Annotated in this window: 20 protein-coding genes and 1 pseudogene; 11 read left to right on the plus strand and 10 right to left on the minus strand. The window is 62.2% G+C overall.

Annotated elements, in window-relative coordinates; translation table 11 throughout:
- Positions 1 to 86 precede the first annotated feature (86 nt).
- The 4 genes from B4393_RS07010 to B4393_RS07025 all read left to right on the plus strand — a co-directional run bounded on the left by B4393_RS07010 (position 87) and on the right by B4393_RS07025 (position 4,096).
- Positions 87 to 1,913, plus strand: a complete 1,827-nt coding sequence (locus tag B4393_RS07010; RefSeq protein ID WP_236743123.1) for a DUF2207 domain-containing protein — start codon at positions 87 to 89, stop codon at positions 1,911 to 1,913.
- Positions 1,914 to 2,025: 112 nt separating this feature from the next.
- Entirely contained in the window at positions 2,026 to 2,586 is a 561-nt protein-coding gene (locus tag B4393_RS07015; RefSeq protein ID WP_078333526.1) for a LemA family protein, read from the plus strand.
- Between the two features lie 104 nt (positions 2,587 to 2,690).
- A complete protein-coding gene (gene mug / locus B4393_RS07020) occupies positions 2,691 to 3,197 on the plus strand; it encodes a G/U mismatch-specific DNA glycosylase (protein ID WP_078333527.1) in 507 nt (168 codons plus the stop codon).
- Between the two features lie 203 nt (positions 3,198 to 3,400).
- Entirely contained in the window at positions 3,401 to 4,096 is a 696-nt protein-coding gene (locus B4393_RS07025) for a helix-turn-helix domain-containing protein (RefSeq protein ID WP_078333528.1), read from the plus strand.
- Here the strand turns inward: B4393_RS07025 and B4393_RS07030 are convergent.
- The 4 genes from B4393_RS07030 to B4393_RS07045 form a co-directional block, all read right to left on the minus strand.
- Positions 4,076 to 4,870, minus strand: a complete 795-nt coding sequence (locus tag B4393_RS07030; protein ID WP_078333529.1) for an alpha/beta fold hydrolase — start codon at positions 4,868 to 4,870, stop codon at positions 4,076 to 4,078. The two genes, B4393_RS07025 and B4393_RS07030, sit on opposite strands and share 21 nt — an antisense overlap.
- A gap of 77 nt (positions 4,871 to 4,947) precedes the next feature.
- The gene (locus tag B4393_RS07035) at positions 4,948 to 5,760 is read right to left on the minus strand and encodes a DUF1906 domain-containing protein (protein WP_078333530.1); all 813 of its coding nucleotides are present in this window, start codon (positions 5,758 to 5,760) and stop codon (positions 4,948 to 4,950) included.
- A 128-nt stretch (positions 5,761 to 5,888) separates the two neighbouring features.
- Positions 5,889 to 7,361: a serine hydrolase domain-containing protein gene (locus tag B4393_RS07040; protein WP_078333531.1), complete on the minus strand. Its 1,473-nt coding sequence runs from the start codon at positions 7,359 to 7,361 to the stop codon at positions 5,889 to 5,891.
- 51 nt (positions 7,362 to 7,412) lie between these two features.
- Positions 7,413 to 8,030 (minus strand): TetR/AcrR family transcriptional regulator, encoded by a 618-nt coding sequence (locus B4393_RS07045; RefSeq protein ID WP_236743124.1) that lies wholly within the window; start codon positions 8,028 to 8,030, stop codon positions 7,413 to 7,415.
- Positions 8,031 to 8,130: 100 nt separating this feature from the next.
- On the opposite strand from B4393_RS07045, the gene B4393_RS07050 reads away from it, so the two are divergent.
- The 3 genes from B4393_RS07050 (at position 8,131) to B4393_RS07060 (ending at position 10,861) form a co-directional block, all read left to right on the plus strand.
- Complete coding sequence (locus tag B4393_RS07050; protein WP_078333533.1) at positions 8,131 to 8,700, plus strand: carboxymuconolactone decarboxylase family protein; 570 nt, start codon at positions 8,131 to 8,133, stop codon at positions 8,698 to 8,700.
- A complete protein-coding gene (locus B4393_RS07055) occupies positions 8,700 to 9,674 on the plus strand; it encodes an MBL fold metallo-hydrolase (RefSeq protein ID WP_078333534.1) in 975 nt (324 codons plus the stop codon). Before B4393_RS07050 ends, B4393_RS07055 begins: the two co-directional genes overlap by 1 nt.
- A gap of 113 nt (positions 9,675 to 9,787) precedes the next feature.
- On the plus strand, positions 9,788 to 10,861 hold the full coding sequence (locus tag B4393_RS07060) for an FUSC family protein (protein ID WP_078333535.1): 1,074 nt from the start codon (positions 9,788 to 9,790) through the stop codon (positions 10,859 to 10,861).
- 10 nt (positions 10,862 to 10,871) lie between these two features.
- Here the strand turns inward: B4393_RS07060 and B4393_RS07065 are convergent, their stop codons facing one another.
- The 5 genes from B4393_RS07065 to B4393_RS07085 form a co-directional block, all read right to left on the minus strand.
- Positions 10,872 to 12,095: a DUF7373 family lipoprotein gene (locus tag B4393_RS07065; RefSeq protein WP_236743125.1), complete on the minus strand. Its 1,224-nt coding sequence runs from the start codon at positions 12,093 to 12,095 to the stop codon at positions 10,872 to 10,874.
- A 64-nt stretch (positions 12,096 to 12,159) separates the two neighbouring features.
- Positions 12,160 to 12,612, minus strand: a complete 453-nt coding sequence (locus tag B4393_RS07070) for a hypothetical protein (RefSeq protein ID WP_133052513.1) — start codon at positions 12,610 to 12,612, stop codon at positions 12,160 to 12,162.
- Positions 12,613 to 12,763: 151 nt separating this feature from the next.
- On the minus strand, positions 12,764 to 13,945 hold the full coding sequence (locus B4393_RS07075) for an MAB_1171c family putative transporter (RefSeq protein ID WP_078333537.1): 1,182 nt from the start codon (positions 13,943 to 13,945) through the stop codon (positions 12,764 to 12,766).
- Positions 13,942 to 14,394 carry a regulator gene (locus tag B4393_RS07080; RefSeq protein ID WP_078333538.1) on the minus strand — a complete coding sequence of 151 codons (453 nt, stop codon included), beginning with the start codon at positions 14,392 to 14,394 and terminating at the stop codon, positions 13,942 to 13,944. Before B4393_RS07080 ends, B4393_RS07075 begins: the two co-directional genes overlap by 4 nt.
- 34 nt (positions 14,395 to 14,428) lie before the next feature.
- The gene (locus B4393_RS07085) at positions 14,429 to 14,857 is read right to left on the minus strand and encodes a helix-turn-helix domain-containing protein (protein WP_109420831.1); all 429 of its coding nucleotides are present in this window, start codon (positions 14,855 to 14,857) and stop codon (positions 14,429 to 14,431) included.
- Positions 14,858 to 15,205: 348 nt separating this feature from the next.
- On the opposite strand from B4393_RS07085, the gene B4393_RS07090 reads away from it, so the two are divergent.
- The 4 genes and pseudogenes from B4393_RS07090 to B4393_RS07105 form a co-directional block, all read left to right on the plus strand.
- Positions 15,206 to 15,832 (plus strand): MspA family porin, encoded by a 627-nt coding sequence (locus B4393_RS07090; RefSeq protein ID WP_232783679.1) that lies wholly within the window; start codon positions 15,206 to 15,208, stop codon positions 15,830 to 15,832.
- On the plus strand, positions 15,832 to 17,100 hold the full coding sequence (locus B4393_RS07095; RefSeq protein WP_078333539.1) for a hypothetical protein: 1,269 nt from the start codon (positions 15,832 to 15,834) through the stop codon (positions 17,098 to 17,100). Before B4393_RS07090 ends, B4393_RS07095 begins: the two co-directional genes overlap by 1 nt.
- Positions 17,101 to 17,266: 166 nt before the next feature.
- Positions 17,267 to 18,415, plus strand: a complete 1,149-nt coding sequence (locus tag B4393_RS07100; protein WP_236743126.1) for a matrixin family metalloprotease — start codon at positions 17,267 to 17,269, stop codon at positions 18,413 to 18,415.
- Positions 18,416 to 18,633: 218 nt separating this feature from the next.
- Positions 18,634 to 18,870, plus strand: a pseudogene (locus B4393_RS07105) (3-hydroxy-9,10-secoandrosta-1,3,5(10)-triene-9,17-dione monooxygenase oxygenase subunit); the annotation flags it as partial.
- A 236-nt stretch (positions 18,871 to 19,106) separates the two neighbouring features.
- Here B4393_RS07105 and ppc read toward each other — a convergent pair.
- Positions 19,107 to 21,896, minus strand: coding sequence for a phosphoenolpyruvate carboxylase (ppc, locus tag B4393_RS07110; protein ID WP_078333541.1), 2,790 nt, complete (start codon positions 21,894 to 21,896; stop codon positions 19,107 to 19,109).
- Between the last annotated feature and the right edge of the window lie 36 nt (positions 21,897 to 21,932).

Consider the following 21,932-nt stretch of genomic DNA (forward strand, 5'->3'; position numbering starts at 1 on the left):
AGTCATCATCGAAGAGGTCGACACGCCTGTCTGCGGCTGCCCGGATAGTTAACTCGCCGCCGAGTGTGACCCCGTACGCTGCTTGCATGGGGAGGTTCTGGTCAAGTCGACTAGTAGTCAGGCGAAATCCACTGACGGTGGTCGCCGCCACGCTTATCGCGACAGTGATCGCGGCCGGGGTGTTGCTGTGGCCGGTCCTGGAATACCTGGGAGGTACGGATTCGTCCGCCGTCCTGGACCCGGTGATCGTGACTGATTATCGGGCTGACTTGAGTGTCGACCGGGAGGGAACTCTGACTGCTACCGAGACCCTCACCGGATCCTTCCCTGATGATCGTCATGGAATTTTCAGATTCTGGGATGTCCGCGACCCGTCCGACGATCATGTGCGACTTATTCCCTACGACATCAAGGTCACTCGCGATGGGCATGACGAGCCGACCGATCTCGTGTGGCAGCAGGGGCGCGCCTTTCGGGTCGCCAAGATTGGCGACCCGGACCGGACCCTTACCCCAGGCGAGCACGTCTATGTGATCAGTTACCGAATTCGGGGTGTGCTTTCTCCGAGCACTGCCGGCGCCGCCGCTCGGGCATCTGGAAGCTGGCCGGCCGACCGGGATCGAGCGTCTTTCTACTGGAAGGTCGTCGCCGGTGGCTGGCAAGTGAGATTTGACCGGACCGAGGTAAGGGTCAAGCTGCCCACGCCCGCCACCGACGTTCGTTGTGCGTACGGTTACGACGATTCCGGGCAGTGCGAACTGACCGGCGTCGGCACCGATAGTCTCACGATCCGGACCGGCGTCCTGGCGCCCCGGACTCCGGTCACTATCCGTGCCGCACAGGATCTGCCGGCGCCCGATCGGGTGAGCTTGCCGTGGACGCCACCCTATGACGGCGTGTTGGGACAGTCACGGGTAGTGGCTAGCGGGCTGGGGATCCTCGCGTTGATCGGCCTCGGTGTGGGCTGGGCGTGGTCCTGGCGCGGCCGGGAAGAGCCTCCGGGATACCCAGTCGCTTACGAACCGCCACCCGGCCTTGGCCCAGTGCAGACCTGTTATGTGATGCGCGAACAGGTGCCCGCCAACGCGTTGGTGGCGACATTGCTTCATCAGGCTCAGCGCGGCCTTACCACGATTCGACAGACCGAGGGGTCCACGTGGCGCATTGAAGCTCAGGGTGGCGATTGGGATGGTGTCGACCGAGTCACCCGCCAGGTTGGGCTTGCCCTCGGCGTGCAGAATGCTGGTGGGGCCTTCGGCGCCGACGGGTCGGTGACGGCCGGAAGCACGCTCCGGTCGACATCGGAGGACATTGCCGAGGACACCAAGGCCTGGGCACGCGGTGAGGGACTGGTCACCAACCAGTTGTCTGAGCAGATCGGACGGTTTTTGGTGCTGGCCGCATGGGTGGTCGCAGTGCTGTTGGTGTTCATCCGCCCTGGTGGCGCGACGATCTGGGCGTTGCCATTCCTTGGGTTCGGGATCGGCGGCATGGGGCTGCTTTTCGCCGAGGTCGAAACCCGCCGCACCGCTAAAGGCCGGGAGCAATGGGCACGGGCGGGAGGCTTCTATCGCCTGCTATCGACGCCGTCAGCGCAGGACCGGTTTGATTTCAGTGCCCAGAAAGATCTGTATACGGCCTTCGTCCCGTATGCGGTCGCATTCGGATGCGCCGACGAATGGGCCAAGAAATACAAGCTCTCGACCGGACAGGAGCCGCCGGCCCCGTCTTGGTACTTTGGCCCGACGACTCCGCACGGCCTTTTCGGTGGAAGCACTGCGTTCGCCGGATTCGAGTCTTCTCTGCGATCCTCGATCGGTGCATACGAAGCGAGTCAGTCCAGCTCGTCCAGTGGCGGAGGCTTCAGCTTCAGCGGTGGCGGGGGCGGCGGCGGAGGCGGCGGGTCATGGTAAGGGCCGCTGCCGAGTATTTCGCCGCTGAAACTGGTGGCGCCGTCAGGCTGGGTGTGGTGGCAATGTCCACCGAGATTCGTTCGTTCACATTTCATTCGGTCAAGGAGTCCGCATGCTGGTAACGATCATCATCATCGTTGTGCTCGTGTTGTTAGCCGGTTTCGTCGTTGTCGGATTCAACCGGCTTCGTCGGCAGAACGTTGGGGTCAACGAGGCGCTCGGTGGTGTCGACGTCCAGCTCACCCGGCGAGCCGATCTCATTCCGAATCTCGTCAACACGGTCAAGGGGTATGCGCAGCACGAGCGCGGTGTTCTTGAGAATGTGACGGCGGCGCGCGCGGAGGTGCAGAAGGCGGCTCAAGGCGGGACGGTCGACGAGAAGTCGGCGGCACAGGCGAAGCTGGACAAGGCAATCGTCGATGTTCTCGCGGTCGCGGAGGCCTATCCAGACCTGAAGGCGTCGGCCAACTTCATTGAGCTGCAGCGAGCGTTGACCGACACCGAGAATCAGCTGTCGTTCGCGCGTCAGTACTACAACGATGCTGCGGCCAAGCTCAACACGTCGATTGCAACTATCCCGTGGATGTTCTTTTCCGGACTAGCGGGCGTGAAGCAGCGCGACTTCTACAAAGCGCCGGCCGGCAACGAGACTCCGCCGACCGTCACTTTCTGACGCGCGGCCCCGGTCCTGTCGATTTTCGCTGTATCTCGACAGACGTACATAAGAATTCGGGTCAAAGGGTCGTTGGCAACCAACAGATTTGAGAGCCTACAGCTGTGGGCCAGTACTCTCCCGACCTTCTCGCTCCTGGGCTCGATGTCGTTTTCTGTGGGATCAACCCTGCCTCTACCGCGGTGGCCGACGGACATAACTTCTCGAACCGGAGTAACCGTTTCTGGGAAGTGCTCTATCGGGCCGGGTTCACCGACATTCGGCTACGCCCGGAGGACGAGCGTCAACTACTGACGTATAGGTGTGGCATCACCGCTGCGGTGAGTCGCGCCACGCCGCGGGCCGACGACATCACGGTGAGCGAATTCCGTGCCGCTCGACCGGATTTCGAGGAGAAGATTCGCAACCTCAGACCGCGGTCGTTGGCGTTTCTCGGGAAGCGCGCGGTGGTGGCCATGCTCGAAGATCCACATATCGCGTTCGGACTACAGCCGTTCAGCGTCGCGGGCGTGACGACGTGGGTGCTACCTAATCCAAGCGGGCTCAATAGGCGGTTCACGCTCGACGCACTTGTCGACGCATATGCCGAACTCCGTATGTCCCTGAGCTAGCGCCTGCCCGATCTCTTCGGATTGTCAGCCTCCCCGGGATGATCCCTGGCGGCCGACCCCTCGAACGGCCGCCGGGGACCACCGCGAAAGAGCGCGAACTCCGTATTTTCCGCCCATGCGTGGGTGGTCCTGAAATGGCTTACAGCTAAACAACCATTGGGCTCGATTGGCAGTCAAGAGATGCGAGGGCGTACTTTTTGTACGTGTCCGACGCTAACTACCTTGCGGTGCTGGTAAAGGGTGCGCGAGAGCGCGCGGGAATGACACAGCGCGGCCTGGCCGATGCCATGGGGTACAGCGAGGCGTTGATACAGAAAATTGAGCTGGGGACTCGTATGCCCGGGCTCAAGGCGCTTGCCGCATTGGCCACGGCTCTGGAATTGTCTCCCTGGGAAAGCCGATACCTGCATCTACTGGGGGGAAGGACGATGTACGACAGCGGAACTCCCCCACCGAACATCGAGGGCTACCTGGAGTCGTTGATGCCGCACCCGGCGGCGTGGATAACGCCAGGGTGGACCATTGTCCATGCCAACAGCGAGTTCCAGCAGCTGTTTCCCGGCCTGTGGATGACACCCAATTTCATCCACTGGCACTATCACTCGGTCAAGTCGCGGAAAGTCATCGACAACTGGGAACAGACATCTGAATGGTGTGTCGGATGGCTCCGCTGGAGTCTGGCGGCAAACCCCAAAGATCCGGCGCTCACACGAATCATCAATTCGCTCATGCCAATATCGGTGTTTCAACGCCAGTGGCAGCAGCCCATACCGATCGACCCCGACACGCGGGCATGGGTCATCAACGACTCTGGTGGAACAGTCCAGATTCTGGATATGCGCACGTGGCACAACCCGCAGTCCAGCGGATCGTTGCTGCTAGGTGTGGGTTCCCGCTAGCCATGTTGTAACGTGCTGGGCCACACGGGGATCGAACGCGATACTGATCGATTGCCGTTCACCCTCAATGGGCTCGAATGCGGTGGGGCCACCGAGGTTGCGAGCGACAGTTTCGCCCAGCTCCCGGGGCACAAAGAAGTCCGTGGTGCCGTGCAGAACCAACGCGGGGCACTCAATCTTGCCCAGTAGGTCGACGAAGTCGGTTCGATTCGCCAATGCGTTGGATGACTCGCGGTAATCGGCCCACGCAGAACGCTGCCACCGCCCGAATAAGGCTTCGGCGTCTTCGGGTGTGCCTGTGGCGAACTCGGCCACCAGACGGTAGACAGCCGGTTCAGGTCCTTGAGTGCACCAGATCTCCATTGCCGCGTGCAACGCGCCGTTCTCGGCGGCATCGGGTGCTGCGGCGGTCGGCCCGATCAACACCAGCCGTCCGACTCTGTCGGGTGCGGCCAACGCGGTGCGAAGTGCCAGTACGGCACCCTGTCCTTCACCGAGGAAGGTGAATGACTGCACTCCAAGGTGATCCATCAAGCCCAGCGCATCGGCGGCCATGTCTTCGATCATGTAAGGCGTCTTGTCGTAGACGGTTTGGCCGTGGCCGCGCAGATCGAAGGCCACCACCCGGTACCCGGCGGCTGCGATGGATGCGGTCAGGGGCTCAAGTGACACCGTGTCCATCAGCGTTGCGTGGGTTCCTAGCACTACGGGAAGGTCCTGCTCGCCGGTATCGGTGTAGAAGATGCGCTGACCATCGAGCTCGACGCTGGGCATGCCACGAGCCTACGACAAACGCATCGGGTGGCCTTCGGCTCGGCGCTCCGTGCCCGTCAGGTCAGTGGTCTACGACGTCACTGATGAAAGTTCCATTGGCCGACATCCTGGGCCAGGGCGTCGCTGACGTCGACTTCGAGCCCGCCAACTACCGGGCCTGGGTTGGACGCGGTGCTCACGATGCGTTGGTAGAGAACCGCGCCGGGGAAGACCTGACCGCGAGACCAGGACCTTGTCTGCCAGGCCCACACGTGGCCAGGTGAGCGCGAGTTGCCGATCACGCCATCGGCGGCGGCCCACTGGCACGGATTGACGCCGCCGTAGATGCCGGTGCGCTGCACCCCCAGCACCGAATTGATGCCCCGGAACCATTGCAGAGCAACATCATTCCAGGTGCCGCGGTTGATGTCGTCGTCGACGGAGAAGAAGACCGGCGCACTCTGGCCGCCGCCGGCCGCCGTATGCAGCTGCCACGCGGTGCGCGCATCTTCGACACCGCCGTCAAAGCCGCGCGTGAAGTCTGAAGGTGCTGTCCCGCCGGGCTTTCCGTATTGGAAGTTGCTGACGATCACCAGCCCGGCCGCGGTGAGCGCCTGGGCGTAGGGCCGGGTGATCGGTTTGGCGCCCATGGAGGAGCCGGGACGTGATGTCGAGACGTAGTTGATCACTCCCGCGTGCCCGGCAGCCTTGATCTGGTCTGCCGGAATCTGGCGCATGGCGAAGTCGATCAATGTGGGCGCGGCAGCTGATGCCGTGGGTATGCCGGCACCAAGAGATGCCGCACTCAGCCCGGCCAGTGCTGACACGGCTGTGGCGTAGCGCAGTGCGTCACGTCGGGTTACCGGACGTGAGGAGCGCTGAGAGTCGTTGGTCCCCGACGAGTCCTGCATCGCTGCAAGTTAACAATGTGACTGCTGTGAAAGATGTAGCCTCGCCGGGACGTCCCATAACGTTCTTGTATCAAGGCGAAGGATCTCGTGATCGATACGGGCGCAGTCGTTCTCGACGGTTGGTCCGACTAGTTGCTGTACAGATGTAGAACGTGCGCAGCTGTTGTGGCGATATCGCCGCTCAGCCTCACAATGGGTGGACCGCCGCGCTGGTGGATGACGTTCGCCAGGATGATGACGTAGGTATCGGACCCCGGATCCATCCACACCGACACGCCGGTGAAGCCCGAGTGGCCGAAGCTGCCGATGGGAAAGAGCATTCCGCGCGGTTTGGACAGCTCCGTATCGATATCCCAGCCGAAGCCGCGCAGGTTCTGCCCCGCGATGGCCGGATAGTTCGGCGCGAGCAGGGGATCTGTTGGGTTGGGCGTCTTTTGGATGGCCTCGCGGTTCGCGGTGTTGGCGGCCTCGAGTTGCGCGGCGGTATGGCCGGGCTGCTGCGGAGTCGTCATCAATTGCAGCGTCGATTGCTTCAGCGGGAACAGGCTCGGGCGCCCGGCGAGACGATCGAGAAGCGCTTGGCAATATCTGCCGACATCGTCGGCGGTCGCGAAGACACCGGCACTGCCGGCCACCCCGCCCATCCGGCGTGCGGTGGGGTCGTGCACGGTGCCGCGAATCAGATGGTCGTAGTTGGGGTTGATGTCGGGGGTGTCTTCGTCATGAGCAGTCGGCGCGATGCGTGCCAACAGAGCGGTGTTCCAGGTGCCCGGCGGGCAGGGCGTGGCAGCGTGCACGTTCTTATCGAAAGCAATTGCCGTACCGACGATTTGGTACTCACCGCATGCCTTGGTTGCCGGCAGGTAGCGTGTGTCGGCCATGCCCAACGGCGTAAAGACGCTGTCCTGCACATAGATATCCAGCGGCACGTCGGTGATCTTTTCGATCAATGCGCCGAGGATGATGAAGTTGATATCGGAGTAGTGGAACGTCTGGCCGGGGTCGAATGCCAACGGTGCGGTCAGCGCACGATGTATGCCGTCGGCCTTGTCTGCCTGTGTCAGCCCCCACGGGCCCTGATGGCTCAGGTCACCTCCGATGCCCGAGGTGTGCGTGAGCAGCATGCGAAGGGTCACCTGGGCGCGCCGCGGATCATCGGCAGGGTTGAAGTCCGGCAGGTAGTTCTGCAGGGGTTCGTCAAGGTGAACCAGGCCCTTCTCGTACAGCTGCAGGAAGGCCACACTTGTCGCAAGAGGCTTGGTCAACGAGGCGATGTCGAAAATCGTGTCTTCGGTCATCGGTTCGGCGGGTGCGGGCGACCCGTCCAGGCCAGGTTCATCGGGGAGCTTGCGCCACCCGAAAGCCTGCCGGAAGACGATCTTGCCGCCGTGTCCGATGTGAACCACCGCACCGGGCAGTTGCGGTGCGGCGACCGCGTCGTTCACCAGCCGGGTGACCGGCGCAAATGGACCGGTGGGAACCACGCTCGGTGCGGTGATCGGAGGCACCGAATGTCCGCACGAGGGCACCCCCGCAAAGGCAAGGAGGACGGTGACGACGGCACCGGTCCGGGCGACGCGCGATCCCGATACCTTCACCAGGTCGACGGTAGTTGAGGACGTTGTGGGTGGCGGGGAACGGCGGCAGGGTGTCTACATGCCAGATCTGCGCGATGCGGCATCGATCGCCGGTAGATAGACCGAGTCGACCAGCTCGGCGAGCGTGCCGGAGTCAATCTTCCTGCGCGCGAAGAACAGTTCGTTGCGCACGAGGGCGAAGATACTGGTGGCTACCAGATCGGAAATGGTGGCGGTCCCTATCTCGCCTCGCTCGCGGGCGGCGTCCAGGGCACGGCGGATGGTCTGATCCGCCCTTGCGGCCACCTTCGCCTGGAATGTCAGCAGCGTCGCCTCGTCGGCTTCGGCGATAAGACTGCGGTAGGTATCGATTCCGATGTGCTGCCACGTTTCGACGATCGTTTCGACCAATGCCATGATGTCGCCACGAAGGGATTCGGTTGGTGCTACTTCGACGAGCTCGATGCGAAGAGTCGGTAGCGCATCGGTCACCATCTGTGCCCGAGAGCCGTAGCGGCGGTACAGGACTGGCTTTCCCGTCTTGGCTCGGCGGGCTACACCTTCAAAGGTGACGCCTGAGTATCCGTGATCTATCAGCTCGGCCCAGGCGGCATCGCGGATCGCCGACAGCAGCACGTCGTCCCGGCGTCGTGCAGCGGGCCCGGGAGTCGGATCCGGCGATTTTTTAGGCACGTTGCGTATCTTATCGCGCGGGGCTATCCTGACGATATTAGGTACGCACCGTTTCTTATTGATTCCGACGGTGCGCAGGCGCGACCGCGAATGGAGCATCATGGCTATCTCGCTGCCGAATGTGGCAGACCTCGATCCCGTGCAACGGGAGGTCTATGACTTGTTTCCGGCCAGCCTCTCCCGAGGGCTGGTTATGACCAAAGCCAGTGGCAAACCGTATCTGGCGCTGGGGCTTTCCTTCCGCACGGGCGCGTTGTCGCCGGAAGTCCGTGAGCTGGTGATCCTGCGGATCGGTGCGGTGACCAAGGCCCAGTACGAGATTCATCACCACGTGCCCGAAGCACGAGTGGCCGGCGTGCCGGATTCGGTCATCGACGCGGTCCTGGACGGGGCCGAGGTGTTCGGGGAACGTCGTATCGACGTGCTCGTCGCCTTCGTCGACGACCTGCTGACACGGATCAAGGGCGGCGGATCGGACACCGCAGAGATGCAGGAGTTCTTCTCCGACAACGAAATCGCCGAGATAACCCTGCTCGCTGGGCACTACGTGATGACGGCGATGTTCATCAACACCCTGGGCATCATCCCTGAGAGAGATGGCATCGCAGGCCCGGGCATTCTGGCTGGAGCCACCGCCAAATTGCAGGAAGAACAAGCGAAGGACCGATGATGACAGATGAAATCCCGTTCCAGCAGGGGCTCTTCGAACTCGGCGGTGGGGCGCATGTGTTCCTCTCCGGCGACATGGGCTTCGGGCTGGCGAATGCGGGTCTGGTGGTCAGTGCCGGCGAATCACTGGTTATCGACACTCTCTACGACGTGCAGCATGCGCAGGCGATGCGTGCCGATATGGACGAGCTGATCGCCGCCGCGCCGGTGCGGTATGTGTTCAACACGCACACCGACGGCGATCACTTCTTCGGCAATCAGGTGTTTCCCACCGATGCCGAGATCATCACCACAAAGGCTGCCAGTGCGCTGATGACCCAAGAGCACGCCGATCTCACAGCGGAGATCCTTGGTGCAGGCACCAAACCCGGTGCCGCGCTGCATGTGCTGGAACCCTTGACGCGGCCATTCAACTTCGACGAGGTGCGGGTACGTCCCGCCGACACCACGTTTTGTGGGGAGAAGGCGGTGCGAGTGGGCAATCTCGACGTCGAACTCCACGAGCTGGGTCCGGCCCACACCGTGGGGGACGCAATCGCCTACCTACCGGAGCTGGGCGTGCTATATGCGGGAGATCTATTGGCGCGCAATGTCGTTGCCGTTACCTGGTCGGGCTCTATCCCGAACTGGATTGCCGCGCTGGAGCGCATCCGCGCTTTCGGGGCACAGAAAGTCGTGGCCGGCCATGGTCCGGTGCTCGTCGGCGGTGATATCAATGCGGCTATCGATCGCGGGATCGGTTTCTGGTCCACGCTGTACGCAGACGCGACGCGGCTTTATGACCAGGGTGTGCCCGTGGGCGAGGCGGTGGCGCGCATGGATATCGACAACTACCCGGAGGCGGCCGTGACACTGCCGATCATCGTCACTGCGATTTACCACGAACGTGACCCCAACATCCCGTACCTCGATCTGGTTCAGTCGGTGGAAGCTATGGCATCGCAACTTGCCGCACACGCACCCGAGCAGGCGTAACAGCGCGATCGAACGTTCGGAATCGGCGGGCGGAGCTGCTCGACTAGGCGGCACAGTTGATCAGGGACGTACTGTACGGCTGACGGCGTCGGACCTGGAGGAGTCATCGGACTGTGATCGCACGGATCGGTTCGGCAACGAGCTCGGCGGTACGGCGCCTGCGCGGTCTTGCGTGGGCCATCGTGCAAGCCTCGATCGCGGCCGGACTGGCCTGGTTCATCGCCCACGATCTGATGGGACACCCGCAACCGTTCTTTGCCCCCGTTGCCGCTGCGGTCTGTTTGAGCGCGAGCACCGTGCTGCGCGCCCAGCGGGCCCTGCAGATGATCTTCGGGGTCAGCTTGGGAATCGGAATCGGCGTTGCGGTGCAGGCGCTCCTGGGTACCAGTGCATTCGCAGTGGTGGGGGCCGTGCTCGTCTCGCTGTGTTTGGCGGTCATTCTGGCCCAGGGCTTCATCGCCCAGGGCCTGATGTTCTTCAACCAGACCGCGGTCTCTGCAATCCTGATCATCACGCTGCCGCACGGGGGCACCGGCGCTGAACGGTTGTTCGATGCTTTGGTCGGCGGCGGTATCGCGATCGTGGTCAGCGTGTTGTTGTTTCCCGCCAACCCAGTGGCTCTGTTGCGCACAGCCATTGGATCAACGCTTGCGGCCATGGCAGACACGCTCACTCGATTGGCACGCATGGTCGAGGACTGGGGACGTGAATCCGGCGATGCCGGTTGGATCGGTGCCGAAGCCGAGCGCCTCAACCAGGATCTGGCCGGCATCGCACAGGCGCGCGCCACGGCCGGTCAGGTGATACGCGTAGCCCCCCGCAGGAGGGCACTTCGACCCGTGGTCGAGATCCTGGAACGAGAGGCCACGCAGATTGCGCTGCTCACCAGCACCGTGCTCAACCTCGCCCGTACTGCCGATGCCGCACTGCGGGCCGGCGAGGACTTACCGGATGAATTGCCCGCAGCTGTGCGCGATCTGGCCAGCGGTCTGTCTTCTCTGGTATCCGGGGATACCGCCACGGCGGCTGCTGCGGCGGCCCGGGCCGTCGGCCGGATGGACGATCCTCCGATCGCCACTCCGAGCAGGGCATCGCTCGTCGCCCTGCTCATCATCGACTGCGGCCGCGACCTGGAGGCCATCATTGCCTTCAGTATCAGTTCATCGACAGCGCGTCGTGAGGAGTGACGGCCGGCATCTACTTGCTTTGCAAGACCCGATACTGCGCCGCGGCAAGCTGCTGCGCGTCGAGGAGCTCGCGTTGTCCTGCCTCGATGACGTAACGGTCCACCGTCGCGTAACAGGTGTTGCTGTTCTCGTCCGCCACGCATTGGCTACCGGGCAGATTAGGAATGGGATCGGTAGGTGTGGCGCCCGCTTGACCGGGTCGGCCCTTGGCTGCGAGCGTGATCAACGCGGCCACCATACGGGCCGCCGCGGCGGCGTCCTTGGTCTGGAAGACCGTTGCGACGCCTGCGGACATCAGCTCAACCCCCGCGTCGTCTTCGATCGCGGCCATGGCAATCGGATCGAGCGCGAAATTCAGCGAGCCGCGTCGGTCGTACGCGTACGCCGAGTTGATGCTTCTCTGCTCCTTCTGCTGGATGGTGCGTGACACCAATCCCGACGGATCGCGCGGTAGGTTGACCAACTCCGTGACATCGGTGGGTTGGAACTGGTCGATGGCGGGGATCTGTTTGTCCAGCGTCGCACTGACGATCTGCGCGGCGGTCTGAGTTGATGACGCATCACCCCACTGGTACAACACAAAGGGACCCCGAGCAGTGAAGGCCGCCACCGCCTGCTTGCCCTTGTCGCTTACTCCCGCGATCGCATGCGTATCGGGGTGACCCGCGATGGAAATCGGCGAGACCGGCCCTGGCCCAAATCGATCCGCGGATGAGAGTAACGGGGCGACAGCTGCCGCAGCATCGGCGTCGGGAAATCTCATGACGAAATTCTTCAGCCGTCTGTCATGCGGTATCGCAGAGTCGTTGGTGGACCGGGCATTTGCGAATCCCGTGACATAACCGTGAGTGATCGCGATATTCGCCGCCTCGCGGCTGAAGACATCGTCCAAGGCCTCGGCCTTCATGACGGCGTTGGGCATGTCCTTGCGATTCAGATCGGGGTCTACCTCCCAGGGGCCGACCACCGCACTCGACATCCGTTGCGCTTCGATTCGCCGCCCGACCACATCGGATTCGGCCTTGCCCAGTGCCGGTCCGGGTGTCAACGGATATGTTCCGGTGTCGAGCGAATCAGCGGGAGCCGAGTCCGTGGAATCCGCCGCCGGTGCGCGCACCGGCGAATCTGAACAAGCTTGTGCGGTAAGAGATGCCGTCACCAACACGGCGGCAAGCCAGACAACCTTCACCGTGTACCCCCAAAAGTAGATGCCTGAGCGCCGAGAGGCACCCACCTGCGATAAAGCTAGCAAACAGAATCCGCGATCACATCTCGCCGAGGCATACACGGATCAGCGATTACAAGTCGACAGCCGGGGCGAGCCGACTGGGTCCGACAGCCTCGAACAGTTGCCGAATGGGCGCGAATGCTGTGGTGATCGCCTCTGCGGTCGCATCGGCGGCGTTGTTGACCGCATGTACGTGCACAGTCGGATAGACCGTGTGTGTCCCCAGGTAGCTCAGCGAGTAGTGGACATCGATCGGATACCCCTGCTTGGTTCGTGCAGGCGACGAGGGCGCGGTCTGCACGATTGCGAGTACGGCGTCGACGAATCGGTCCCAAACCTCCGCACGTACGGGGCGCGTGATGATGGACTCCACCGGCCAACGATTATCGGTGACACGCATTTCGGCACTGGTGTTGCGGACCGTGATGGTGGTTGTGGTGTGCTGATCCACGACCCCGAATCCGAGCAGGTCGTGTACATACAGGACGTACGGATCCAGACCCCGTACTGGCTGATCAGGCACATTGATCACCACGCGCATCCTTTCGCGACCATCAGAGAGGCCGGTTGTCTGACCATGAACCGGGCCCTGGGAACGACCGTAAGCGCCGATAGCTACATCAGTCAACAGTTACACGCTGCGAGCTTACTGGCAAACTAAATAGTCTGCTAACTTACGAATACGACCGAACCTGACTCTGTTTTTGTGCAATGTGCGTGACTGTCGGCCACCAGGCTGCGATGTCGATGAGTTGGGTGAGCTCGTCTTCGCGGGTGGCGGTGGTCGCTAGGGGTGCGCTACCCGTCGGTGTGGAGTTGGCGGCGGAAGGGTGTGCGATTGCCTTGGCGATCTGCAGTGCCTGCGGCCCGCTCTGAGCGAGACTGGCCGGTCCACGAGCTTGGGCCAATTGCCGTCGGTCGGTGTCGGTGAGTTCGGTGATGCGCGGGGTCAGTTGCAGGAGAGCGTCATGGATTTCGATGACGACCCGGTGCAACTGAAAGTCGGTGACCGGTTGGAATCGTTGTGGGGACGCGTTGAGGACGGTGTCGGGGTAGGCGGTGGTGAGGTCGGTCCACAGCGGTTGGAGTTTTCGCCATGTGCGGCCGTTGGTGTCTCGATGCAAGAGGGCTTGCGCGGCTACGAAGCATGGGCCAAGGGCAAGGGGCAGCGCCACAAGGAGAGCGACGAATGCGGCATGCGAGTAGATGGTTTGGCGCAGTTGGAGGGTGTTGGCCAGGTGTAGACGTTCGAGCAGGGCGAGAGTGAATATGCCCAGGCCGGGTAGGCAGATGGCGCCGACAAGAGCGACGAGTTCACCGGCGATGATGCGTTGGGCAGCGGTCTTGTGGGTTTGGCGAAGTTTGGGGACCAGGAGTCGGAAGATCATGGCTGCGGCAGTGATGGAGAGCACCGACCAGGCAAGGGCGGCAAGAACTTCGGAATTGTCACCGGCCAAGGCGATGGGCTGGTGGCGAATACGTGGGCCGGTGGCGATGACGCCCATCACCCCAATGGTGACAAAGGTTGCGATCCGGTAATAGCGGTAGCCGAGTGCGAGGACTGCAGGGTCGGTGTCATCGATCATCGCGATGAATCCGATCAGTTCGGGACTGATCAAGAAGAGCAGGGCGAACGGGATCTGGGACAGGCTGGTCGCAGGGCAGGGTATGGCCGCCGCGAGCAGGTGTTGCACACTCGGTTCGGTGGCTACCTGAGTGGCTGCGACGAAGATCAGCACTCTGTTCCGGTGGTGGGCGGCGAACCCGGCGCCCAGCCAGCGCAGTCGAAATGCCAGCACCAGGACAAAACAGGCCAAGACCGGCCACGAGATAAAGCCCGGTACCGCGTTGGTCATTCGTTACCCAGCAGGATATCCGCGAGGCTTCGTTCTCTTGGCGAGTGACTGAGGATGAGGCTTGCGAACATTTCCGCGTCGTGTTCGGCGGCGGTGTCGTAGGCGCTGCGACCGAGTGCGGCTTTGACGGCGGCCGGTTCCAGGTGGGGCGTGAGCGCTGAAACCATGTGCCCTGTATCAGTTTTCGCGTTTTTGTCGTGACCGAGCAGCATGTGGCCGAGTTCGTGCAGGATGATCTGGTCGGCGTGTAGCCGAGAGGTTCCGTCCTGATAGAGCACCACGTCGTCGTGTTCGCGGACCAGCCAGAGACCACACGCGCTGCCTGTCAGTAACGCACCGTCCACGGGCAGGAGCGTGATTCGGCGACCCCGCAGTTGTTCGACCGTCCGGACGAAAGCCGCCCGATCCCAGGGATGAGGTACCGGAAGCTCGCCGATGAGCCGACGCATATCGGCTGCGGGTGATCCATTGTGTTGCGGGCGTTTACGTCGCAGTTTCATCGGGGGGTCCGATCGGGGGCAGGTTTTCGAGTTCACGCAGGCGATCGACAATGCCGGCGAGATTCCCAATCGACTCGGGTGTCAGCCCGGACAGCCTGGCGGCGATATCACGGACACCGTTGTCGCGCATGGCTTTAACAAGGCGAAGCTCGGATTCGATCGCGGCATCGGCGCCGGTGTCGATGAGGTAGGAGGCAGGCACACCGAAGTACTCGGCGATGGCCTGAACGTTCTGCACTGTCGGGTTGGTGCGCTTGCCGGTGCGCAGCAGGCACAAGTACGGCGCACTCATCTGGACCCCGGTCTTCTCGAAGATTCCGTCGGCGACTGTCGCGTCCGATGGTGGCTCACCGGCGGGACTCATCACCTCGTACAACTTGGTGAGTTTAGCGGCCAGGCTCTCGCGGCGCATGTCCTCAGCAACCTGTAGTCCGTCATCCTTGCCAGCCATCTTCCCCATCCGTTCGTCGACTTTCCCGCCTGCCGGACAACGTACCGCAATCCTTGACCAGTAACCGCACTACAAACATAGTTTTTCCAGTAAGTATTGCTAGAGCAATCGTTGACTGATATACATCTGCGTGTGCCACCGCAAACCGTGGCATCCAGCTCGGCGGCTGTGTCAAGACGGGGAGATATGCGGTTGACTAGTTCATTAGCGCGCAAGCACGTGAAGCGTGGTGCTGCCGTCGCAACATCTGCATCAGTTGCGGCCGTGATCTTGATCGGTGCGCCCTATGCGGTTGCCGACCCTCAGGTGATGCCGGATCAGCAGCAGCAGTTCGTCACCGATGACGGGTGGACTGTCGGGTTGACGATGACCAATGAGGTAATCGATCACATCGACAACATCGCCGGTGCGAGCAACTCGTGGCAAGCCCGGGTGTCGTATCGCGCCGAGGCCACGATCTCGGGTGCGGGTTCAGCGGTCATTCAGGACGCACAGCTGGAGACCGGATACTTCGTGGGCTGCCGCACCGACTCCTCCTCGGGGGTGGAACTCGGCGGCGACCTCGGTTTGACGTTGAACCAGTCGGTGTTCGGCCAGGGCTATGGCGGAGCTTATGGCGGCGGGCAAGGCGGCTCGCAAGGCGGCGGTGGGCAGGGTGGCGGTTTCGGTGGTGCGTCGGCCGGTGGCTCGCTGGGTGCTCAGGAGCACATCGGCGGTTATATGCGTGTGCTGCTCAAGCCCGGTGGTCTGGCGCAGTTACCGATGGACCGAATCAATTTCCGGAATATGCATGCGGTCTCACAGGTGCGTAACCAGAACGTCGAGGCCGATGGCTGTGGTGGGCAAGTGAAGATCCAGTCGTTCGCGACCTTCCGGATCCGCACCGAGAACGGCAATGACACCCAGACTGTCTACGGCGAGCCGAAAGATCTGTGATGACAATGATCTTCAGAATTGCGCTGATGTTTCTTGCTGTTGGGCTGGTTGTCATCCCCGCCGAGGGGTCGGTCATGACAACCAGCCGGGCCTATGCCGATCCCGCGGTTCCGACGCCGCCACCGCTACCTGCACCGCGGGAGATGCCCCAGGATGCGCCGCGCATCAACAACATTGGTGGAGCCAAAGTCTCATCCTCGGCGCCGCAAGGTGAGGGCAACGGCATGGGCCAACCCTTGGCCGCAGCTCGCGAGTTGTCGAACTTCACCGTGCCGATGTTCGCCAAAGACGGCATCTTCTTCCCGACCACCTGGGCCGGCAAGAACATCGCGATCCATCTGCCGGGTGAGATGACGCTGCAGGCTGCGGCGTGGTCCGGTGATGGGGGAGCGACCTACACCTCCAATGATGTGGATTACCAGGTGATCCCGTTCTCCGGTGGGGGTGGTGACATCATCATCCGCCGCAAGACGATCTTCTCGCCGTCGGATATGCAGGTCGGTGTGCGCATCCCTGAGGGCACGCACCTGCGCCAGGGCGCCAATGTCGTTTTGGTGGAAACCGATGCTCACCCGGGTCGCCCGGCAACGGTCGTCGGCACGTTCTCCATTCCGGTGGCCCGTGACGCGCACAGCGCTCCGGTCACGGTATCGCCGGGCATCGGCCCGGGTTTCCCTAACCAGACAAACATCCTGATCAACTTGGGCGAGGCGAATATCTTCGCCTTCCCTATCGAGATCACACTGTCCTACCGCGCCTCGAACACCCCGACTAGCGGCGCGCTGACCGCTGACTGGAACGGTATGCCCGCGGGAGTCAGCCCGCCCCAAGTCATCACAGTCCCCACCGATTACGTCACTGATGTCGACGGCAAGTACCGGCCCGCTGGGGTCGATCCGGTGCTGTATGCCGAACGGCACTCAGGCATGTGCCCCGGAGGCCCGAGTCAGTACCGCTCACCCGACGGCCGTACTGCGGACTTCGCGCCCTCGTGCATGCGTCAGCAGATGTGCCTGGACGGCGCGCCACGCGGCACCTCGGTCGATGTCTGCAACAACACCCTGTTCTCCAACATGTCCACCAACTGCACCTCGGCGTTCGGGCAGCAGGGCGATCAGTACGACACCTGCCTGCGCGCCGCCAGCGACGAAGTGGCCTGGGTTAAAGCCAACATGCTCACCGGACCGCTCTGCCAACCCATCACGCCGGCCACCAACACCCGCAGGTTGGCGTCCAACAACAACGTGTACTGCGGATCAACGAACTAACGGGGTCACCTTGAACACATCTAAGAGTCAAACTGCTGGGCCCGCACAGACGTCTATGTCGCATAAAGTCCGGCGCGCATCTGGTGCGATAGCTGTCTTCGCGATGGTGGCGACTGCGATCGGATTGCCGGTCACAGCGCCCGAATCCACGGATGGCGCGAGTCCCATGATGGCGATCGCGCGCGCCGACTGCCCACCAGACTGCGGCGGCGGACCAGGCAACGGCGGAATGCCCTCGGGCCCACCCGGAGGCGGCACCGAATTCGTCCCACCCTCCATGCCTGCGACGCCTTCCTATGACCCCGGACGCGGGCAGCCTCCTCTGGATCAGAACAACGGCATCTCTATCTACAACAGCGCTGCGCCCCAACCCAGCCAAGCTGCCCAACCAAGCCAATCCCCCGTTCAGAACCAAGACGGCAGTTACAACCGCGCAGCCAACGGCGAACAACAACCCATCAACTACAAACAAGCCCCTGACAACCAGGCAATCAACCAAGACTGGAAGAACTTCAGCGACCAGTTGAACCAGCAGCAACAAAACCGACCCGGGCAGGAGCCAGGCGATCAAGATCGTGCTCAAACTAGCCCTGAACGATCCAATGACGACGACGAACGACAATGTGCTCAGTCTATGGCGGAAGCAGAAAATGGAGAAGCAATAACCAATGCCCAACAATTTGTCTCGAAGTGGCCGCCCATCAAGAAAGAAGGCAACATAACTGTCCAGATAAAACCTATAACGAAATCCGTTGAGCAAGAGTCCGGCTTAAACGCGTCTGAGCTCACGAACGTGGTGAATGACGCAATGAAAAATTGGAACAAGAAATCCAAAGCCCAATTTGTACCGTATGCGGATTCTTCTCAGAAGCCCGATCTAGTGATTTCTTTTGAGAATCTGGGGGTGGTAAATCTTGGCCTGAACAGTCTCAACTTAGGGCTGAATAACAACAGTATTGTTAGCCCCGATGATCCAGACGCCGCCAACCACGTCGGGGAGAAAATAGCCAGGGCTTGGTACATTGCCAAAAATCTCAGCGATCGTGCCGCGAATGCAGATGAAGAGCTAGGCCACGCCGAGGAACTCAATACTATCCGCGTCAATGCTAGTAGGCTGCCCGAAATAAACGATGACTACGAGCGAATGGTGCAGATGATGATGCACGAGATGGGTCATGGTCTAGGTTTGGAGCATTCCTGCGCACAGACAATTATGGATGATTCGGGCAACCCGCTCATTGGTGGGACGATAATTGCACCCCTAGACGCCACGATGCTTAGCTTTATCCAAACTGGCAAATTTCTTACTCGGTAGGCGAACGGTCCATGTGCCTTTATCGGGTCCCCATGTCGGGGATCTAGCTTGCATCGTGACTGGCCGTTGCGAGTCACGATGCTTTAGCCGCGTGGTTCCCCACCGCCATATTCGTGGCGGCGGGGTCTGAACTTATAGCGCAGGCAAGAGCCAGGAGCACCGTCACGTCACGGCTTTGCCTTACTGGTCTCTGAACAGCGTGGCCCATTTCTCGGTGAGCCGGCGAAAAGGTCAGAGATGATCCGTTCGCTAAAGCCCGCACCGCCGATGCGGCCGGGGATGTCGACGCTGCGTGGCGTCAGCTGTCATGCGATATCGCCGAGGAATGCGCGCTTCTGTTGGCGGGCAAGGATATTCCCTACGGTCTGCGCGACCGGGCTCGACGCAATCAGATTCGGGCCGCCGACCGTGCGATCTCTGCTAACGGCCGGATCTTCGATGCTTTGGGTGTCACGGTGTCAACGACGGATGAAGATTGATCAGTGAGCCCAAAGATCGTCGAGCACCCGACCGAGGCTATTTGGTATTCGTACGTCGAACGGAGACAAGGGGTATGACGGGTGAAGGTTCACCACCACCACCGAACTGCACTGGCTGCAGTGCCGATCTTAAAGGACGAGACCGCCACGCTCAGCAGATGGAAGCCTGAACGGCGGCCGCGCCACGGACCGCTAGCGCGACGGCCAAGCGGCTACCCGCTGTTACGCAACGCGGTGGCCAGCCCACTCATTGTCAGCAGGATGCCGCGCTGTACCAGCTCGTCCTCGTCTCCAGACCGGTACCGGCGCAACAACTCAACCTGTAGGTGGTTCAGCGGCTCCAGATAGGGGAAGCGGTTGAACACCGAACGTGCCAGCGCCGGGTTATCGGCCAGTAGGTCCTCGTGCCCGGTGATCAGTTGATGCATGGCGATGGTCTTGTCGTGTTCCGCCACGATCTTGTCGAAAACCCGGTGCCGCAGCGCTTCGTCGTCAACGAGTTCGGCATAGCGCGCCGCCAATCCCATGTCTGACTTGGCCAGTACCTGCGCCATATTGGACAGCACCGTCTGAAAGAACGGCCATTGAAGGTAGAGCTGCTGCAAGACCTCAAGCCGTCCATCGCCTTCGGCGATCCACTGTTCGATCGCCGTGCCGGTGCCGTACCAGCCGGGCAGCATCACGCGCGATTGGCTCCAGGCCAACACCCAGGGGATAGCGCGCAGATCGGCGATCGACGTGGTGGGTTTCCGGGACGTGGGCCTGCTCCCGATATTGAGCGCCCCGATCTCATTCACCGGCGTCGACGCCTTGAAATACTCGACAAAACCGGGTGTTTCGTGCACCAGCTCGCGGTAGGTGCGCTGGGCGCGGGCGGCAAGATCGTCGAGTATTTCGTACGCCGTGTCAGCTGCCTCGCCCAAACCTTCGACATCGAGCAGCGTCGACTCCAGGGTTGCGGCTAGCAGCGTCTCCAGGTTGCGATGGGCCGTGCGCGGCTCGGCGTACTTGGCGGCGATCACCTCGCCCTGTTCGGTGATACGCAGCGATCCGGACACCGCCCCCGGCGGCTGCGCCAAGATGGCGTCGTAACTCGGGCCGCCGCCGCGGCCCACGGTGCCGCCACGACCATGAAAGAGCCGCAGACGGATTCCGGTCTTGCGCGCAGACTCCACCAAGTCCAGTTCGGCGCGGTAGAGCGCCCAGTTGGCGGCCAGGTAGCCGCCGTCCTTGTTGGAATCGGAGTACCCCAGCATGACCTCTTGGCTCTCGCCGCGGGCGGCCACCAGGGCGCGATACAACGGAAGTTCCAGTGCCGCTTCGAGAATGGCCGAACCGCGCTGCAAGTCGTCGATCGTCTCGAAGAGCGGCACGATGCCCACCGGACAGTATGGCCTCGGCCGCGAGGCGTCCAGCAGGCCCGCTTCCTTCAGGAGGATCGCGGCCTCCAACATGTCCGAAACCGACTGGCACATCGAGATGATGTAGTTGGGCACGGCCGCGGGACCGTAGACCCGAACGGCACGCGCCGCAGCAGCGACGATATCGAGCTCCTTGCGGGCGAGCTCGGAAAGCTCGGCACCCTCGCCGATCAACGGGCGGCGAGTACTCAGTTCGGTGACGAGTACCTCGATGCGCTCGTGCTCGGGCAGCGATCGATAGTTGGGGTGCACACCGGCCCACGCGAGTAATTCGGACACCACTTCTTCGTGGACGTCCGAGTTCTGCCGCATGTCCAGGCCGCTGAGGTGAAAACCGAAGACCCGCACCGCTTCTCGCAGTCTGTGCAGACGATCATCGGCCAGCACGACGCTGCCGTGGGCGCGCAGCGACGCGTCCACGATGTCGAGGTCACCCAGAAACTCCTCCGGAGTGAGGTACGGAGCCAGACCCAGGTCCAGATCGTGTTCGGGCATCTGGTCCAGGATCTGCGCGGCGGTCGCGGTGAGGCGCGCATGGATGACGCGCACGGCCCGCCGATAGGGTTCGTCGGCGCGGTCGGCCTCGCCACCCTGCTCGGCCAGTGCGATCAGGTCGGGGGAGACGGCGACGAGCCGAATGGACAGGGACAGCTCCTGCTCCAGGGCCACCAATTGTTCGAAGTAGTAGGTGACTGCGGTCAACGCGGCGCTGCTCGTCGCCAGATGCACCACCTCGGCGGTGACGTTCGGATTTCCATCGCGGTCGCCGCCGATCCAGGAGCCGGGCCGCAGTATCGGCTCGGTGAGCAGTTGAGTATCCGGCCACCGGCGACGCAATGCCGTCCGGACCTCGGCATTGATCTCAGGGATCACTTCGAAGAACGCCGCCTGGTAGTACCGCAGCCCAACGGCGATCTCGTCTTGAATCTTCAACCGGGACAATCGAATGAGCGCCGTCTGCCATAGCGTCAGAATGTGCCGTTGCAGCTCACTCTCGATATCGCGACCGGTCTCGGTCTGCGAGAGTCCGTGCATGCGAAGCCGCATGAGTTCGGTGACCCGATGTTGCGTCTCGAACACGGTACGTCGGCGGGTCTCCGTCGGGTGCGCGGTGATCACGGGTGATACCAGCGCTCCGGTCAGTGCGTGCGCGACACGGCTCGAATCTATTTGTGCGGCGTCGAGTTTGAGGTACGTGGCAGCCAGGCTGCTGTCCTGGGGCGGCGCGCCCGCCGCAATGTGGATGATGCGACGACGTTCCCGATGGATGTCCTCGGCCACATTGGCCAGCAGCGCGAAATGGGTGAAGGCCCGGATGACGGGGATGGCCTGGTGGATGTCGACACCGTCGAACAGCTCGGCGAGTTCGGCGCGGTCGATCTCCGATCGGCGCACCCGGAACGACTCCACCCGCGCCCGTTCGACGAGGTCGAAGACCGCGTCGCCGCACTGTTCGCGCACGGTGTCGCCCAGGATCGCCCCGAGCAGCCGGATGTCCTCACGCATCGGCTCGGTGGCCTCCCTGCCCACCTGTGTCCGGGTGACGGCGCCTATCGGTGCAAGATCCGTAACCTCAGCCATAAGTCGAGTATCCGTGGTGACGAGGCTGTTCGCACG

The sequence above is a fragment of the Mycobacteroides franklinii genome (assembly GCF_002013895.1).
Taxonomy (GTDB): Bacteria; Actinomycetota; Actinomycetes; order Mycobacteriales; family Mycobacteriaceae; genus Mycobacterium; species Mycobacterium franklinii.